We start from the raw sequence: 15,743 nt of genomic DNA, 5'->3' as shown, positions 1-15,743 counted from the left end.
TGTCCGACACCTGCCCTTCGGGCGCACAGGCGGCGGCACGACAACGGCTTGAGGGCAGGTTTTGGACAACCCTAGACCGTTGCAGACAGACGCCGACGCAGGAAGCAGACCTTCGACGGCGAGTCGGCGCCACCGGCGAGGTTTCTCAAGCGCGAGCGCTGCGGAGCGCCGCGTCGAGGTCCTTCCACAGGTCCTCGACATCCTCGATCCCGACACTCAGCCGCAGCAGCGACGGCGGCAGGTGGTCTTGACCGGCGATCGCCGCGCGGCGCTCCATTGTCGATTCGACCGCGCCCAGACTGGTGGCATGTCGAATGAGCCCGACGTTGCGACAGACCGCGTCGGCGGCCTCGGCGCCACCACGCACATCGAAAGAGATGATCGTGCCGTAGCCTTTGAGCACACGCTTGGCCGTGGCGTGCGTCGGGTGCGAGGCCAGGCCCGGATAGCGCGCCAGTTCGACCGCGGGGTGCGCCTGCAACCGGTCTGCCAGCGCCATGGCTGACGCTTGGGCGCGCTGCAGCCGCAAAGCCATGGTCCTGGCACCTCGAACTGCCAGGAAGCACTCCAGCGTGCCCGGTGTCGCCCCGGTCAGCTCGCGCGACTTCTTGAGTGCGTGCCAGAACGCTTCATCCTTCGTTGTCGCCACGCCAGCGAGCAGATCGGAGTGGCCCCCGATGAACTTGGTCGCTGACTGCAGTGACACCGTCGCGCCAAACTCCAGCGGTCGCTGGTTCAAGGGCGTTGCGAAGGTGTTGTCTACAGCCACGACGGCACCGGCCTTGCGCGGCGCGGCGCAGATCGCCTCCAGGTCGGCCACGCCAAGCAGCGGATTCGACGGTGATTCAAGCCACACCAGGTCGGCCGTCTTGCACGCATCGATCCAGCCGGCCGTGTCGTGCAGCGCCACGCGCCGTACAGTCCACCGTCCCCGCTCCGCCCCGGCGGAGGCCAGGCCGGCAACGCCTTGATAGCAGTCGTCGGGCAGAACCACGGTCGAGCCAGCCGGGAGCTGATCGAACACGGCGGCAATTGCCGCCATGCCGGACGCAAACGCGACGGCCCTGCCAGATTCCAGGCCGCCGACGACCTCCTCCAGCGCTTCCCACGTCGGCGTGCCATCGTCGCGCGAGTATTCGCGCCCTCGCCCGATGATGAAGTTCGACGCGGGAACGAGCGGCACATTCAGAGGTGCGCCCAGCTCAGAGGAACGACCCGCGGTGACCAGCCAGGATTCGAGCTTCAGGTCTTTGGGATGCTGATTCATGTTCGTGTGTTCGTGATGTGCAACTGCATGGAGACCTGGCGGCGCAGGTGCTGGCCAGCTTGAGCCCGACGATGCCCGCGACGATGAGACCCAGGCTCGCCAGACACCCCGCGCTGGCGGGCTCGCCGAACAGCACCATGCCCAGGATCGCCGTGCCGACCGCGCCGACGCCAACTCAGACCGCATAGGACGTCCCGACTGGCAGCGACTTCATTGCGATCCCGAGCAGCACGACGCTGAGGACCATGGCTGCGATCGTGCAGACACTGGGCCACAACCGTGTGAACCCCTCCGTGTACTTCAAACCGATGGCCCAGCCGACCTCTAGGAGGCCGGCGATGATCAACAACACCCATGCCATGCGGATATCCCGTTCCTTCTGTGGTCAGCCTTCGCTGGCTGGATTCGAGCGCAGCGGGCCGCTCGACTGGGCACCCTGGTGTCCGGGCCGTGCCCCGGCCAGAGGATGCGAAATGCCGCCATCGCCATAGCTCCTCAGCACCTGCGCGACGGTGACGTGGTAGCCCTGCAACCACCTGCCTTGCAGCTGCTTCGCGGCCTGGTGCTTGGGATGCTCGATGAGCTGGTGCAGCGCTTCCAGCGTTTCCCAGTAATACACCGTCGAGATCAGCCCCGAGGCCGTGTTCTCCCAGGCCTCTTCGCCCAGGTAGCCCGGAATCGACTTGGCGATCTCTGCGATGGCCTGGTCTCGCTGATGGAATTCGTCGTCGTACTCGCCCTTGGCGAACGTGAACGTCGCGCTGTACATGGTGTCGGCTCCTGAGTCAGGCCAGCAGTTCGTAGGGCCCGCGCCAGCCGGTCGTCTGGGCCACCCGGTCCATCCACGCGCCGACGCGAGGGTACTCGGCACGCAAATCGAAGCCCAGTTCGTCCGCTGGGTAGTAAACGTAGCCGACCATCGAGAGGTCGGCAACCGTCAGCCGGTTGCCGACGATAAAGGTGCTGTCCGCCAAGTGGCGGTCGACGATGTCGAGTGCCGCCACGGTGCACTGCCGCATGTAGGCGAGCACGGCCTCGTGCGGCGCAGGCTTGGCGAAGGTGCGCAGCCAGCGGTAGCTGGCCAGGTTGGCGGTGAACTTGTGGTTGTCGAACAGCAACCAGCGAAGAACCTCGTTGCGCTCGCTCGCCTCGACATGTAGGCCGTCGAACTGCTCGGCAATGTGCAGGAGGATGACGCCGGACTGGGTCATCCTGCGGCCGTCGATCTCCAGGACCGGGACCTCACCCATCTCGTTGGTCTCGGACCGCCAGCCGGGTTGCCGCGTCTGGCCGTCGAAGTAGTCGACCGCCACCTTCTCCCAAGTGACGCCGGCAATGGCCAGCGCCAGGGCGACCTTGTACGAGTTCCCCGATTCCTTGAAGCAGTGGAGCCTGTACGTCGTCATGGCGAGGGCTTCGCCGTGTCGCGCATGGCTTGCGCCAGACCGTTGTTTCCGCGCGATTCGAGGCCTTGGATGGCGCCCTCCCGGTCACGCCGCTCGTGGTGCTGGTTGAGCTTGCGTTTGCAGTCCAGGCGAGTCAGGTGGATCTCGATGCCGACGATGTGCCTGAGCTGCTCGGACAAGTAGTCGGCCGGTGCGTCGCCCATCTTCCACGGCACGGGTTGGTCGGCTTCATGCTCGCGCGTCAGGCGGGCCACGATGCCGCGGACGAACTTTTCGTCGTCGCGCACATGGATCGTTCCGTGCGCGTGGACCACCTCGTAGTTCCAGGTGGGCACTCGGCGGTGTGTCTCGTGCTTGCCGGGATACCAGTTCGGCGAGATGTAGCCTTGCACCCCTCGGAAGACGACGAGCACCTCGTCGCCGTCCTTGATGTAGCGCCAGACCTGGTTCGAACGCGCAACGTGAGCGATCAATGTTCCGCTGGCGCCGCGATCGGCGTCGAGCAGGAACGGCAGGTGGTCGGCTTCCAGGCCTGCACCGGTGTTTCGGACCAGCATGCCCAGCGAGTTGTCCCGGACGATGCGGTGGAGTTCTTCGACTCGTGGCTCGGCAAACTGCTGCGGTAGGTACATGTTGCGCCTGAGAGGAATGCGATGGGCTGATGGGCGTGGCTCAGGACAACACTGTGCATCCTGGCCGGCTTTGAGAAAATAGCCAGTTCCTGCCAATCTCACTGGACCAGTTCGGTATGAAGTCGATCGACGAAGAGGGCCGGCGCGGGCTGAGCCGGGCTCTGTACGAGGAGATCCGCACCCGAATCGCAGACGGCACTTATGCCGCTGGCGCCCCGTTGCCTTCGACGCGCTCGTTCGCCGCTGAACGCGGCCTGTCCAGAGGCACCGTGTCGCTGGTCTACGAGCAGTTGGCCGCCGACGGCTTCATCGAGACCCGTCCCGGCGCAGCCAGCCGGGTGTCCGCAGGGGCTGCGACTCCGTCCGCCATCGGCCGCGGCCGTCATCCACGCATGGACCGCGGAGCCGCTGGCCAACAAGCGGGCCGGCTCTCCGCCGTTGGCCGCCGCATCGCGGCCCTGGGAATCGGCGATGCGGGACCGACGGCCGCTTCCGAGATCGATTTCGTGTACGGACCGCTGGCCGGCGGCGACTTCCCGACGCTGACCTGGATGAAGGCGCTGCGCGCCGTGGAGCGACAGCGCATCAAGCGCCTGGAGTACGAAGACCCCCGCGGCAACCTCGAATTGCGCCGAGCGCTCCAGGGCCATCTGAGCCAGACGCGAGGCCTGTCGTGCGCGGTGGAGCAGATCATGATCGTGAACGCTCGCAGCAGGCACTGGATCTCTGCGCGCGCCTGCTGGTCGACCCGGGTGACGGTGTGGTCGTCGAGAACCCCGGCTACCGGATGGCGCACAACGCGTTCGAGGCCTGCGGGGCGAAGCTGCTGTGCGTGGATGTGGACGAGCACGGCCTGCGGACCGATCGACTCGACAAGCTGGGACCGGCTCAACTGGCCTATGTGACGCCCACCCACCAGTTCCCGCTGGGGTCGTTCCTGCCGATCGCGCGACGGCGCGCGCTTCTGGCCTGGGCTGCCGAACGACACGCGTGGATCATCGAGGACGACTACGACAGCGAGTACCGCTACTCCGTCCGGCCAGAAGCCACGCTGCAGTCGCTGGACAGCCGCGGCTGCGTGATTCACGTTGGCACGTTTTCGAAGACGTTGTCGCCTCAGCTTCGGCTGGGCTACATGGTGCTGCCACTTGGCTTGGTGGACACGTTCACGGCGGCGAAGCGGGTGGCCGACAGGCATGCGGCGACGGGGGTTCAGAGAGCACTGGCCCGGCTGCTGGAAGACGGCAGCTACGACCGCCATGTCCGACGCATGCGCCGGCTCCAGCAGGCGCGCCAGCATGCACTCGTCGATGCGCTGATGAGACACATCGGCGAGAACGTCAAGGTCGAAGGCACTGCCAGTGGCTTGCATCTGGTGGCCTGGTTTCCTGGCTTACCAGCGAAGGCAGAGCCAGCATTGATCCAGGCAGCGCGCGAACGTGGCGTGCGCGTCTATCCCCTCGGCCCGCTCTTTCACCCGGGTGCTCGCACGAGACAGCCGCACAGGTCGGCTGGGCTGGTCATGGGCTATGCGCTGCTGGAACTTGCTGCAATCGAAGAAGGGGTCAGCCGCCTCGCAGCAGCGGTCTCTGGCCTCCAACAACGGACGACACTCAAGCTGCGCGACCCGTTCTGGTCATGACGACCGAGGCTGCAAGGTCTGCTTTCCGCTGCTCGCTCGGCTGTCTCCTCCTGGCCGAGGCCGTGTGAAAACTGGTTGAATAGGTGAAGGTGCTCGCCTAGATTGTGGCAACGCTACTGAAGGGCAGCCACATGAAGCGATTCATCGAAGGCGAGGACCGTCATCAGGTCACTCTGCTGCGAGAGTGCCTTGACGACTATATCGGCGAAGACAACCCGGTGCGGGTCGTCGATGCGTTCGTCGAGGAGTTGGACCTCTAGGCACTGGGCTTCGAAGGCGTCGATCCGGCAGCAACCGGCCGGCCTTCCTACCACCCCTCGGTCCTGCTGCGGTCCACATTACGGCATGTTCAGTTGCAGGAAGTACCTTGTGTTTCTCGTCGACGGGCCTGGCGTAACCAGCCTTACTCCTGACGCGGGCTCCGCAAATTTCAGCGCGTGGGCGGTTCCTTCGGCAGCAGCTCCCTCGATTTCTGCTCCTGCGCCTTCTCGCGCGCCGCGATCCGCGCCATGTCGCCGCGCTCGATGCGCTGCGCGATGTTCTCGCGCGCGTGAAAAAGCAGCCGTTTGGCTTCCTCGCCGCCGTACTTCTCGGCCTCGATGACCGCCAGGCCCAGGGAAGCGACGGCGCGGGCGTGGTGCGGGAACTCCTTTTCGAATTCGAAGCGGTTCATCGCCCGGAAGGCGCCTGCCTCGCGTGCCCACTGCAGCATCTGGGCAGCGGCCGGATCGCGCTCGCAGCGCGCCACGGCCTCGTTGCGCCAGGTCAGCGTCTGGCTGGCCACATCGCGCGGCACCCCCGGGTCGTTGGCCAGGCGCTGGACCAGCGTCTCCCAGCGCATCGCGAACTGGACCAGTTCCCTGGGTGATCGAGGCTTGTCCAGCAGCACATCCAGCGTCTCCTGCGCGCGGGGCGCGCGGTTGATGTCGCCGCCGATGACCCGGCTCTCGTAGATCTGCGCACCGTCGTGGCCAATCACGCGCAGGCCGTCCACCGCAAGACGGTGCTCCATCGCGCCCATCAAGGCCCTGACGTTCCCGAATGCCAGTTCGTGGTTCTGCACGGACGGTTGTTCGACCGCCAAGCCAGCCCGGCGGCGCATCTCGTACCCTGCCACCATGGCCAAGCGGCTCTCTTCACGGGACGCCGCCACAAAGACGGCCTGGACGATATAGCCGTTGTGCCGGAGTTCGGAAGCAAGCTTCGGTACCGCCTTGACGTCCACGGTCTCGATTTCGGCGACGAGGTTCAAGCGCTTCTTCTGAACCTCCTCGACGAGGTTGTCGAACCAGGTCTTGCAGTCGCTGGCGATGCGGGCAGCAGCCATCGGCGGGATGTCGCCTCCGGCCGCCCAGGCGGGGTGGTAGGCGCGCAGCCGGTTCATGGAGACATGGACGGAGGTCGCCACGGTCTCGATCAATTGTTTTCTGAGTTGCACCGCGGCGTAGCTAACGCCTGCGCCGGGCTGCCCGGCGACGATCATGGCGACCGGCCGATCGGCAGTTTGAGCGCCGGCGAGCAGGTTGGGCGCGACGCAACGCTCGTACAGCCGGCGAAGCTCTCGTTCGGACACGGCGCAGGGCCCCGACGCCGGAGCAGGGGAGGGCGCCCGCGTCATGCCTGAGCCTCTGGCGAGTCAGCATCGCTGGGGCCACCGAAGCGGGAAAGGATGTCACGGATCGCATTCGCATCGCTGGGATCCAGGACCGCAAGGATCTTGCGCGCATCCTCACGCTCCTGCTTCAGGCGCGCGATCTCCCCGGCGTCGGGATCGGCGGCTGCCGCCAGGTCCTCGATCAGCAGCGTGTGCGCGGCGATGTACTGGTCCACCAGTGCCAGCGCGAGTTCGGCGTCCAGCACGGTCTTCATCGAGTTCCATTGCCGCTCGTCGTAGGTGAAGTAGGGCCGGGTGGACTCCGCCACCTGGTGGACCTGCGGCCACTCCTCGTCGATGGAAAAGTCCCCGATGCGCACCGCCTTGGCGAGCATCATGCGGATCGCGTCCGGCAGCTCCAAGCCGCGTGCGTGGGCCATCTTCATGGCTTTTTCCGCGATGGCACGGTCGATGCGGAGGTGAAGGTTCAGGCTGTCCATTCGACCGCGAGTTATAGCAGCCCCCCATGCCGCACCCGCGAGATCGATTCCCTAGCTTGAAGCCGGGGCCGCTACGGAGCTCAGCCCGCCACCGGCTCGTCGCGCCCACCATCCGGGGCGTTCACATCAGCTGCTGCACGAGTGCGATCAGCGTGAGGTGCGCTGGATAGAAGGCGTAGAAGACCCAGCGCTTGCGCGCCATTGGAATGTCGACCTGACTCGCGCCCCAGATCAAGGGCAGGGCGGCCAAGGCGGCGAAGTTGCCGTTGATGACGGCGAGTGACGCTGTCGCCGAGGCCCATAGCAGCAGCCGAAGCGCGCTGGGGCTGCGCAGGAATGCCCAGGCGCCCAGGCAGCAGAGCAGCGCCGGCCACCAGAACTCCACCATCGCGCCACCGAAGACGAAGGCGATCAGCGCCGCGCAGCGGTGGATCCTCCCGCCCCGCTCCAGCAGCCAGACGATCAGCGTCGCCAGCAAGAGCGTGGCCAGGATGTTCAACGGCCACCAGCCCACCAGCTGGACGAAGGCCGGTGTGGCCAGCAGTGCAAAGATTGCCAGACGCTGCATGACGCGCAGGTGGACGCCGGCCTTGAGCGCCCCGGGCCGCGCCAGGTTGGCCATGAGCACGAAGCCGAAGAGCGGCACCACCATGCGTCCCAGCGCGTAGAGGGCCGGACTCGCCTCATGCAGCAGGTACTTGTTGACGTGGTCGCCCGTCATGAGCACCAGGCCGACCCATTTGAGCGCTTCCAGCGAGCCGTTCGAGATCGACCAGGCATTCATCGACGCCTGGGGTTTCCCGCGCGCGGGCGGCTGCAGCCTTGGAGCCTTGGCAGTGGGGGCGCGTGGACCTTTCATGAATCAATACGCGGGCGGCAGCTCGGTGCCTTCGTCCCACAGCCGTCGCCACTCTGCGCCGTACTGCGCGGCGAGCGCCGGCGCGTTGCGCACGACCAGCACGTTCTCTGCATTGCGCTCGGCGGCCGACGACGTGTAGTTGAAGCTGCCGGTCTGCACGGCCGTGCCGTCCGCCACGATGAACTTGTTGTGCTGCAGCGCATGGCGGGCGTTGGTGCGCACCGGCACCCGTTCGTTGGCCAGGAAGCGGGCGGCGGAGTAGGCTTTGTCCGCTTCGCCGGCATCGACCACCACGAAGACCTTGACGCCGCGTCGCTGCGCGTCTCGCAAAGCAGTGGCGACCGGCCGGCTGGTGAAGGAGTAGGCCGCGACCAGCAGCGTCGAGCGGGCGCCCCGGATGGTGTCCAGTACCAGGGGCAGGGCCTGTCCGGGCGTGAACGCGGCCGCGTACGAGGCGGCCTGTGTGGAGGCGGGCGCAGGCGGCGCCAGTTGTGCAAGACCGGCGCGAGGCACCATCAGCGCGAACGCGAGGCTTGCTGCCAGGGCCGCGAACTTCAGTCCTGGCGCCCAACGAAGGCTAGAAGCGCTCATGGCTCAGCTCCTCGCGGCCTCGGCCCGTGCGCTGGCGCACCTGCATCGGCGCGGGGTGCATGCGGCGATCCGGGAGATGGATCGAGCGGCCCTGCTCCAGCGCATCGGCCATCCGCTCGCGAATCAGCTGCACCAGGCGCTGCTGGGAGGCTGGGTCGGTCGTGACGCGCTGGGCGTACTGTTCGGCCAGCTTGAGGCCCGCCGCCGCCGTGGCCAGCTCCGGGTGCTGGCCGAGGGCCGTGTCGGACAGGAGTTCTCCGCTGCGCACGAGCGTGGCGCGGCGTTCCATCGCGCGGAGGTGATCCGGTGTCTCGATGCTCCACCGGGCGCGCTGCGCGACGATCTTCTTCTCGCCCACCAGTTCGCCTTCTGCATTGCGGGCGGGCACGCGGACGTTGACCGGACGGGTGCCGTGCTGCGTAAGCACCACGGCGTCGCCGATGCGCGGCTGCGAGGCCGACTCGGCAAGCGCACGCTCGAGGTCCGCACCCCAGAGGGTGCGATCGCCGACTTCGGTGCGAACCGTCACGTAGAAGGACATGCGTTGCGCCGGATCGAACTGGTATGGCGCGGCGGCCGCCGCCACCAGCATGCCGGTGACGGGCGGTCTCGGGCCTTCGCGCAGCGATCGACTGTCTTGCACTGCCTGGGGCGAATGGCCACCGGCAATGCCGGCGGGCTCGGCGGGCGCGGAGCCTTCGCGCGCGGTCGCTGCTTCGCGGTCCAGCGACGCCGCTTGCGCCCTCGGACCCTGTCCCGTCTCGTGCGATGGCCGCCACTGCTTCAGCGCGCGCTGCACCTGGAGGATTTCAGCCGGGGTCGGCTCGTAGCCTCGGGCCTCGATGCCGCGCAACGCCGCTTCGCGCCACATGCCCTGGCGGAAGGTCTCGCGGCCCTTGAGTTCGATCACCCGCCAGCCGCGCGCTTCCGCGATCGCGACGACGCTGTGCAGCACCTCGCGGTTCTCGGTTCGCACGCGGATGCGGTCGCCGTCGTCGATGAAGGCGAGGGTGCGGTCCGGGAAGAAGTAGCGATCATCCACGTGCAGGTAGCGGCGCTCGATGGCGTCGGGCACGCGGAGACGGCCGTGGCCCGCGGGAGGTGCATCCCCTTGGACGGAACCGGCGAAGTCCCCAGGGGCGGTGCTTGCGGTGCCATTCGAAGGGTGTTCGGGAGGGTGGGTTGTGGACATCGCGGCTCCTTTCGGGTGCGTGCGTGATGGGTGGCGCTTCGGGTCATCGGCGCTCATCGATGCGACTTCAGTCCAGGAGTCGCGCCATGAACTCATCGGCCCGGCGCTTCATGTCCTCATCGCTGAGCTTCTCGGTGGGAATCTCCACGTCGTCGAAGTCGAACGAGAAGTCGTCCAGCTTCAAGTCGTCGTTCAGGACATCGCTGGCCATGGTGCTGCCCTCTCTCGTCAGTGCGGAGCCACCGCCTGGTGGCGTGGCGTTGGTAATGGATCCGGGATTCGTGCCTGCGGCGTCGTCTTCGTCACCGGGCGTCGCTGCCCGAGCCGTCGCGATGACGCGACTGGACCTGTCCACGTCCAGCTTCGGAACTGAGGGTGGGGGCAGCTCACGCTTGGCGAAGAACCTGTCGCTGAAGTAGCAGACGCGGTGCGCCAGCACGGGGCGCAGGCCCTCGTAGAACAGGATCATCCGATTCGCACCCAATTCCTTCACCTCCTGCGGCAGCAGCAGGCGGCGCGGCTGTTCGCTGATGCTCACCGTCGGCGCCTTGCCCCCACCGCCCATGCCACCCCACATCGGGCGGCTCACGTTCTTCTGCTGCACGGTGTAGGTCCCCAGCTCGCGCGAGATCGCCTCCGCGTCCTCGTACTCCTTCGGCGGGAAGACGATGCGAGCGGCCAGCATCTTGCGGATCGACTTGGCGCCCTCGACGCCGTACTTCTCGATCAGCTGCGAGTTGGACTGCACGATGACGACGGTGCGCACGTTGTAGCCGGGCAGGAAGGCCGTGGATTCGGCGATGACGGGGATGCGCCCGAGCGCCGGGAACTCGTCGAGCATCAGCAGCACCTGGTGGCGCAGTTGCGGGTTGTTCTCCGGCAGCTCGCGCGTCTGCAGGCCGATCGCCTGCTGGAAGAACAGGTTCAGCAGCGGCTGCAGCCGGGCGATGTTGTCCGGGTTGATCTGGACGTAGATGGAGATCGGGCGCTTGCGCAGTTCGCGCAGGTCGAAGTCGTTGGCCGACGTGGCCGCGTCGATCATCGGGTTGAGCCACAGGTCCAGCCGGCTGGTGAAGGTCTTGCGGATGCTCGAGGCCGTGGTCGGCGCCAGGTCGATCACGTCGTAAAGGCTCTGCACCGCCTCCTGCGACAAGGGATAGCCGGCGCGCTCGCAGGCGTCGATCACGCGCTTCCAGTGCTTCTGGAAGCCCTCGGCGTCGCTGGCCATGCCCTGGCGCAGCACCTCGCCCAGGGTGCGCGTGGCGCCCTCGGTCTCGAAGAGATAGAGCGCGATGCCCAGGAACAGAGACCGAGCCGAGGAGCTCCAGAAGGGGTCACCGGCCTGCGGGTCGGGAAACAGCATGGTGCCGATGCGCTGCAGGTCGTCGATGCAGCGGTAGGGCAGCTCGGACACGTAGCCCAGCGGATTCCAGCGCGCCGAGCACTCGCGCTCGGAGAGAGGATCGAACAGGTGAACCTCCTGCCCATGGGTGTGGCGGAAGCCCGCCGTGCGCAGGAAGTTTTCTCCCTTGATGTCGCTGACGATGGCGGAGCCGGGCCAGTTCAGCAGATTGGGGATGACGACGCCGACGCCTTTGCCGCTGCGAGGCGGCGCTTCGAGCTCGACGCCCTGCTGGCCGGGCAGGACCAGATAGCGGCGACCCAGACGTCCGAGGATGATGCCGTTCTCGTTGAGCAGGCCCGCTTTCTCGATCTCGCGCCGGCTGGCGAAGCGGGCATCGCCATGCAGGGGTCGACGCCGGGGCAGCATTGCGAAGCCCACCAGCCCCACCATCATCCCCTGGGAGCCGACCAGCGTCGCAATGAGAGTGCGACGAACGTCGGGCCGGTCGCCGTAGGCTTCCCAGTACTGATGGATGGTCAACAGCGTTGCATGCTGCGGCGGCAGCTTCATGGCCATCAGGAAGGCATAGCCGGCGACGTACAGGCCGACCACCGCCGCCACCAGCAGCGCGACCGCGATCTTAAAGGGGCTAGGCAAGCCCTCGGAGCTTGGTGCCCGGGTCATACCAGATCTCCCGCACGATGCGTCGCTGCCGGCCATCGTGCCGATCTCTCGCGCACTGCACGACGATGTCCACGCTCAGCTGGGCCAGTTCCACGCCTTCGCGCGTGCTCATGCCCTGGCCGGCCTGGCTGCGCTTCATCAGCTGCGCCAGCGCCACGAAGGCCATCTCCGCGCTGTCCGCGTGCACGCTGGTGATCGAGCCCGGATGGCCCGTGTTCACGGACACCAGGTAGTCGTAGACCTCTTCGCCGGTGCGCAGCTCGGACACGAACACCCGGTCGGGGCGCTGCCGCTTGGCACTGGCCAGCAGCTGGCCGGGCGTGACCTCGGCCTGCCCCTGGGCGCCTTGCGAGTAGAAGAGCCGCACGTGGTTGGGCTGGTTGCGCAGCGACAGCTCCTTCACGTCCTCAATGGTGATGAGACGGTCCTCGCAAGGCACCTCGAGGATCAGCGCCTTGCTGACGGTGGTCTTGCCGGAGCCGGTGGCGCCGGACAGAAGGATGTTCTTGCGCAGCCGGACGGCGCGGCGCAGGAAGGACACGAACTGCCTGCGCGCGAGCAGCCCCGTCAGCTCCCGGTCTTCCGGCGACAGGTGCTCCAGGTCGGGTTGTCGCGTCGGGGTGGCGGGCACGCTGCGCGTCGGCTCGAAGATGCGCAGGTTCTCCAGATCCTCGAGGGTCCAGAGGGCGTGGGATGGACGCCGGATCGTGATCGAGACGGTCCGGTCCAGGGTGGCGGGTGGCAGCACGATCTGGATCCGCTCGCCGCCGGGCAGGGTGGCGGACAAGAGGGGCTCGTTGGCCGAGATGCGCTGGCGCGTGAAGTTGGCCACGAGCTTGGCGATGGACAGGCACCAGTCGAAGCTGGCGAAGGGCAGTTCCTGGCGCACCCAACCGGACTGCCGCTCCACGAAGGCCACGCCCGGCTCGTTGATGCAGATCTCAGTGACCTCGGGATCGTCCAGCAGCCGACTGAGCGGACCCAGAAAAAGCGCAAGGGACGAGGGGGACGAGGGCGGCTCTGCAGACGCAGCATCGGGCGCGGGCCGACTCGCCGGCAGCCCACTGCCGGTTGCGGTGCCGGGCTCGCGCTCAAGGGGTGGCTGGGTCGGTTCGAAGCGCATAGACGCTCCTGAAGTCCACGTCGCGTGCCACCAGGATCTGGATGCGCTCGCCCTGGTTCTTGATGACGGTGGGTGGGATCGAGACGGTGCTGCGCAGCACCTCCGTGATGACGTCGCGGCTGCCCTGGGGGCCGAGCACCACGCCGCCGCCGCTGCCGACGTTGGTGCCGCTTTGCTGGTGGGCGGCGATGGCCTGCATCGTGCCGTCGATCACCGAGATCAGGATCGCGGCACCGAAGCGGTCCCAGAAGTGGGTGTCGACGAAGCCCGGCAGGCCGTTGCGCCCCAGCTCGTCGGTGCCGGGGGAGGCCAGCTGGACCACGACCCCGGTGGGCGTGCGGGCCTCGTTCCACACGACGAAGACCCGTCCCTGCCCCTGGCGCGGCGTTCCGCGCTGCTCGCCGACGTACTTGGTGCCACGCTCCAGCAGGACGACCTTGCCGTCGGCGCCATAGATGTCGCTGGCGCCGATGCAGGTGGTCATGCCCTCGTAGGTGGAATCGATCGCGGTTTCCAGGGTGCAGTCGATGAAGGCGCCCTTGGGCAGCAGCATGCGGCGTGTGGGCAGGGTCTGGGCGGCGACCGCCGGGGTGGGTGTTGGCCGGAGGCTGGTGGCGAGGCTGCTGCCGGTAGAGGCCGCCGTGGTCGCACTGGGCACCTGCAGCGCGCCGAGCAGCTGCGCCATGCCTGGGACGGCGCCAGGCAGCGTTGCGGCTTCCGCAGACATGTAGGGTGTTGACGCGCCTGCCGGTTGTGCCGTTTGCGCACGTCGAAGCACAGGGATGCCCAGTTGTCGTTCCAGCGCCAACTGCTCGGGCGTCTTCTGCGGCGGGCCCGCGTTGGCGGTGTTCGCCGTCCCAGGAGGCGGCGGCGGGGCCGGGTTGGTGGAGACCGGTGTCGGGTCCAGCGGCGCCCTCGGCGGCTCGATCCGTCCGAGCGGTGGCACTTTCATCTCGCCGCCGGCGCGTGCCGCAGCCGCCTTTCTCGCGGCCTCCTCGGCCTCGCGGGTCTTGGTGTACTGCGTGTTGTAGTACCAGAACAGGAAGCCGGCGCCCAACAAGACGATCGTGGCCAGCGCCAGGGCGCCGCTGATGCGTGACTGGATGGAGCGCTCGCGATTGACCGATGGGATGGCGCGCTCGCCCTGGATCGTGGTGCTCTCGGCCGCCGCTCGGGATGCCTCATTTCCGGAGTCTGCGGCTCGGCGCGCGGACAGGACCTCTCCGGTGTCCGGATCGATGTCGGGTGTGTCGTCATCCTCCGTCCGATTCGCCTGGGAGCCGCGGCGAGTCCGATCCAGCCAGGTCATGGCCCGTCTCCCGAGGTGATGCGCTGCACGCCTGGCGCGTTGGTGTGGGCCGGGGTGCGCGCGCCGCCGCCGGCGAAGGACTGGTTGACGACGCAGCCGACCAGCTTGCCCCGGCGCAGCACGAAGCGGCGCGCCACGCGGTGGATGACGACCTCGTCGTCATCGACGTTGAAGTTCAAGAGCGACTCGGACCCGTCATCGTTCTGGACGAACATGGCCGGGAACTCGGAGCGCGCCTGGAAACGCAGCCGGGTGTGGACCCCGTCGTCATACGCGCTCATGGGCTTGAGCGACTCGCTGCCGCAGAACCAGTAGTCGGTGTTGCGCGGCCGCTCGGCCGTCCCCCGGCTCATGCGCGCTTCGGTTCGGCGGCGCTCCCGATCCGCTGCCGCGGCGCGGGCCTCGTCCGCCGGGTAGCTGAAGCGCACCGAATACACCATGCGCCTGGCGGCCGCGCCCGTGGGGGCGGTGGCGGAGACGACATAGTCGAAGTGGTAGGCCCGCCGGTTGGTGAGGACGGTGAGGTTGGTCGAGGCGCGCGCCTCCCTGGGCTTGATGAAGAAGTGGTTGCGCTCGGCGCCGACATCGAAGGCGCCGTTGTCGCCGGAACCCAGGTTCACGAACTCCTCGCCTTCGGCGAACTGCAGATGGATCTGGTAGCCGACGTAGCCCTGCAACATGATGACGTCGTCAGGGTTGTAGGCGACCACCCGCACCCGCGCGTCGACCTTGCCGGCCGGGGGCACGGTCGCAGCATGGGCGAAGGACGCAGTGAGCGCCAGACTCGCCGCCAATCCGATGGCGAACGGAAACGTGCGGTGGGCGCCTTGGGGCCTCATCGCGCATCCTGCCTGCTTGGCGCAACGCCCGCGGCGGCGACCTCGGGCTCACGGCGGTACTCCACGACGCGAAAGCCCAGCGGGTTGAGCGAGCGCATCTTGTCGTCCTTCGACGGCTGGACATAAGCGAACTCGATCGTGGAGACCCAGTGGCTCGCCTGCTCCTCCCCGGTGCCGCCCGCGCGCATGGCGCGGGTGAAGCGGACCTGGGCCAGCTTGTCCTTGCCGCTTTCCAGCTTGAGGAAGCTGACCGAGCGCACCTGCGTGCGGATGGTCGTGCCGTCCTTGTAGACGTTCAGCGGCGAGGCCGGGTTGTTGGCGGCCCACAGGGCCGCCCACTCCTGGTTGAGGCGCGGCGAATTCTGCGAAGCGATCAATTCGTAGTCGGCTTCGGCGGTGCCGTAGAAGTAGCGCTCGCGAGCGATCACGTAGTTCTGCAGCAGGTTGCGCGTCACCACCTGCTCGATGTCGGTCGTGCCTTCGTAAGTGGGAACGATGTCGACGATCCCGCTGCTGCTGTCGACGCGGATGAGAACGGGAACGGGCTGCTTCAGCGGCGTGAGGCCGCTGACGGCAGCGACTGCGAGCACCGCGACGACAGCCGCCACTGCGGCGACGATCCAGGCGAGCCTGGCTGAGCGCTCCGCCCGACGCGCGCGGTCGAGCTCCCAGCTCCGGGCCTCGAGCAGGTAGTTTTCAAGAGCGGCGTCCCGGTGCATGGACCGCTCCTGAGTTGGAAGCACCCGCCGAGGCGTTGATC

The 15,743-nt window shown here is 67.4% G+C and carries 15 protein-coding genes and 3 pseudogenes; 3 read left to right on the top strand and 15 right to left on the bottom strand.

Translation table 11 applies throughout. From position 1 onward, the window contains the following. Nucleotides 1-145: 145 nt before the first annotated feature. From ACSQ89_RS39200 to ACSQ89_RS39180, 5 genes and pseudogenes are all read right to left on the bottom strand, one after another. Nucleotides 146-1,267 carry a trans-sulfuration enzyme family protein gene (locus tag ACSQ89_RS39200; protein ID WP_436297529.1) on the bottom strand — a complete coding sequence of 374 codons (1,122 nt, stop codon included), beginning with the start codon at nucleotides 1,265-1,267 and terminating at the stop codon, nucleotides 146-148. Between the two features lie 49 nt (nucleotides 1,268-1,316). Beyond that, nucleotides 1,317-1,628 (bottom strand): annotated as a pseudogene (gene sugE, locus ACSQ89_RS39195) (quaternary ammonium compound efflux SMR transporter SugE); the annotation flags it as partial. Nucleotides 1,629-1,652: 24 nt separating this feature from the next. Further along, nucleotides 1,653-2,036, bottom strand: a complete 384-nt coding sequence (locus tag ACSQ89_RS39190; RefSeq protein ID WP_436297528.1) for an antibiotic biosynthesis monooxygenase family protein — start codon at nucleotides 2,034-2,036, stop codon at nucleotides 1,653-1,655. Between the two features lie 16 nt (nucleotides 2,037-2,052). After that, nucleotides 2,053-2,673, bottom strand: coding sequence for a glutathione S-transferase family protein (locus ACSQ89_RS39185; RefSeq protein ID WP_436297527.1), 621 nt, complete (start codon nucleotides 2,671-2,673; stop codon nucleotides 2,053-2,055). Further along, nucleotides 2,670-3,305, bottom strand: a complete 636-nt coding sequence (locus tag ACSQ89_RS39180) for an FMN-binding negative transcriptional regulator (protein WP_436297526.1) — start codon at nucleotides 3,303-3,305, stop codon at nucleotides 2,670-2,672. The genes ACSQ89_RS39185 and ACSQ89_RS39180 overlap by 4 nt, the downstream gene beginning before the upstream one ends. Before the next feature lie 116 nt (nucleotides 3,306-3,421). Between ACSQ89_RS39180 and ACSQ89_RS39175 the strand changes: the two are divergent. From ACSQ89_RS39175 to ACSQ89_RS39165, 3 genes and pseudogenes are all read left to right on the top strand, one after another. Next, a pseudogene (locus ACSQ89_RS39175) lies at nucleotides 3,422-3,586 on the top strand (GntR family transcriptional regulator); the annotation flags it as partial. 392 nt (nucleotides 3,587-3,978) lie between these two features. Then, nucleotides 3,979-4,947, top strand: a complete 969-nt coding sequence (locus ACSQ89_RS39170; protein ID WP_436297525.1) for a PLP-dependent aminotransferase family protein — start codon at nucleotides 3,979-3,981, stop codon at nucleotides 4,945-4,947. Between the two features lie 131 nt (nucleotides 4,948-5,078). Further along, nucleotides 5,079-5,279, top strand: a pseudogene (locus tag ACSQ89_RS39165) (IS5/IS1182 family transposase); the annotation flags it as partial. Between the two features lie 98 nt (nucleotides 5,280-5,377). Here the strand turns inward: ACSQ89_RS39165 and ACSQ89_RS39160 are convergent. The 10 genes from ACSQ89_RS39160 to ACSQ89_RS39115 all read right to left on the bottom strand — a co-directional run bounded on the left by ACSQ89_RS39160 (nucleotide 5,378) and on the right by ACSQ89_RS39115 (nucleotide 15,702). Next, a complete protein-coding gene (locus ACSQ89_RS39160; RefSeq protein ID WP_436297524.1) occupies nucleotides 5,378-6,520 on the bottom strand; it encodes a zeta toxin family protein in 1,143 nt (380 codons plus the stop codon). A 41-nt stretch (nucleotides 6,521-6,561) separates the two neighbouring features. After that, nucleotides 6,562-7,041, bottom strand: coding sequence for a hypothetical protein (locus ACSQ89_RS39155; protein ID WP_436297523.1), 480 nt, complete (start codon nucleotides 7,039-7,041; stop codon nucleotides 6,562-6,564). A 121-nt stretch (nucleotides 7,042-7,162) separates the two neighbouring features. After that, complete coding sequence (locus ACSQ89_RS39150) at nucleotides 7,163-7,825, bottom strand: TraX family protein (RefSeq protein ID WP_436297522.1); 663 nt, start codon at nucleotides 7,823-7,825, stop codon at nucleotides 7,163-7,165. 78 nt (nucleotides 7,826-7,903) lie between these two features. Next, complete coding sequence (locus tag ACSQ89_RS39145) at nucleotides 7,904-8,491, bottom strand: phospholipase D family protein (protein WP_436297521.1); 588 nt, start codon at nucleotides 8,489-8,491, stop codon at nucleotides 7,904-7,906. Then, nucleotides 8,478-9,683, bottom strand: coding sequence for an LPD7 domain-containing protein (locus tag ACSQ89_RS39140; protein WP_436297520.1), 1,206 nt, complete (start codon nucleotides 9,681-9,683; stop codon nucleotides 8,478-8,480). The genes ACSQ89_RS39145 and ACSQ89_RS39140 overlap by 14 nt, the downstream gene beginning before the upstream one ends. Nucleotides 9,684-9,750: 67 nt before the next feature. Next, the gene (locus ACSQ89_RS39135) at nucleotides 9,751-11,685 is read right to left on the bottom strand and encodes a type IV secretory system conjugative DNA transfer family protein (protein WP_436297519.1); all 1,935 of its coding nucleotides are present in this window, start codon (nucleotides 11,683-11,685) and stop codon (nucleotides 9,751-9,753) included. Continuing rightward, entirely contained in the window at nucleotides 11,678-12,835 is a 1,158-nt protein-coding gene (gene virB11, locus ACSQ89_RS39130; RefSeq protein WP_436297518.1) for a P-type DNA transfer ATPase VirB11, read from the bottom strand. Before virB11 ends, ACSQ89_RS39135 begins: the two co-directional genes overlap by 8 nt. After that, nucleotides 12,804-14,144, bottom strand: a complete 1,341-nt coding sequence (virB10, locus tag ACSQ89_RS39125; protein ID WP_436297517.1) for a type IV secretion system protein VirB10 — start codon at nucleotides 14,142-14,144, stop codon at nucleotides 12,804-12,806. Before virB10 ends, virB11 begins: the two co-directional genes overlap by 32 nt. Beyond that, entirely contained in the window at nucleotides 14,141-14,983 is an 843-nt protein-coding gene (virB9, locus tag ACSQ89_RS39120; RefSeq protein ID WP_436297516.1) for a P-type conjugative transfer protein VirB9, read from the bottom strand. The genes virB10 and virB9 overlap by 4 nt, the downstream gene beginning before the upstream one ends. Then, nucleotides 14,980-15,702 carry a virB8 family protein gene (locus ACSQ89_RS39115; protein WP_436297515.1) on the bottom strand — a complete coding sequence of 241 codons (723 nt, stop codon included), beginning with the start codon at nucleotides 15,700-15,702 and terminating at the stop codon, nucleotides 14,980-14,982. Before ACSQ89_RS39115 ends, virB9 begins: the two co-directional genes overlap by 4 nt. Nucleotides 15,703-15,743 lie beyond the last annotated feature (41 nt).

The sequence above is a fragment of the Variovorax sp. LjRoot175 genome (assembly GCF_964253805.1).
Classification (GTDB): Bacteria; Pseudomonadota; Gammaproteobacteria; order Burkholderiales; family Burkholderiaceae_C; genus Variovorax.
Note: the sequence above shows the minus strand (reverse complement) of the source record. Positions and strands in the feature narration are given on the sequence as shown.

What these genes read in the sequence shown, in the direction of transcription:
- ACSQ89_RS39145 (WP_436297521.1), bottom strand. Translation starts at nt 8,491, where the DNA reads ATGAGCGCTTCTAGCCTTCGTTGGGCGCCAGGACTGAAGTTCGCGGCC.
- ACSQ89_RS39185 (WP_436297527.1), bottom strand. Translation starts at nt 2,673, where the DNA reads ATGACGACGTACAGGCTCCACTGCTTCAAGGAATCGGGGAACTCGTAC.
- virB9 (WP_436297516.1), bottom strand. Translation starts at nt 14,983, where the DNA reads ATGAGGCCCCAAGGCGCCCACCGCACGTTTCCGTTCGCCATCGGATTG.
- ACSQ89_RS39190 (WP_436297528.1), bottom strand. Translation starts at nt 2,036, where the DNA reads ATGTACAGCGCGACGTTCACGTTCGCCAAGGGCGAGTACGACGACGAA.
- ACSQ89_RS39115 (WP_436297515.1), bottom strand. Translation starts at nt 15,702, where the DNA reads ATGCACCGGGACGCCGCTCTTGAAAACTACCTGCTCGAGGCCCGGAGC.
- ACSQ89_RS39155 (WP_436297523.1), bottom strand. Translation starts at nt 7,041, where the DNA reads ATGGACAGCCTGAACCTTCACCTCCGCATCGACCGTGCCATCGCGGAA.
- virB10 (WP_436297517.1), bottom strand. Translation starts at nt 14,144, where the DNA reads ATGACCTGGCTGGATCGGACTCGCCGCGGCTCCCAGGCGAATCGGACG.
- ACSQ89_RS39200 (WP_436297529.1), bottom strand. Translation starts at nt 1,267, where the DNA reads ATGAATCAGCATCCCAAAGACCTGAAGCTCGAATCCTGGCTGGTCACC.
- ACSQ89_RS39140 (WP_436297520.1), bottom strand. Translation starts at nt 9,683, where the DNA reads ATGTCCACAACCCACCCTCCCGAACACCCTTCGAATGGCACCGCAAGC.
- virB11 (WP_436297518.1), bottom strand. Translation starts at nt 12,835, where the DNA reads ATGCGCTTCGAACCGACCCAGCCACCCCTTGAGCGCGAGCCCGGCACC.
- ACSQ89_RS39180 (WP_436297526.1), bottom strand. Translation starts at nt 3,305, where the DNA reads ATGTACCTACCGCAGCAGTTTGCCGAGCCACGAGTCGAAGAACTCCAC.
- ACSQ89_RS39150 (WP_436297522.1), bottom strand. Translation starts at nt 7,825, where the DNA reads ATGAATGCCTGGTCGATCTCGAACGGCTCGCTGGAAGCGCTCAAATGG.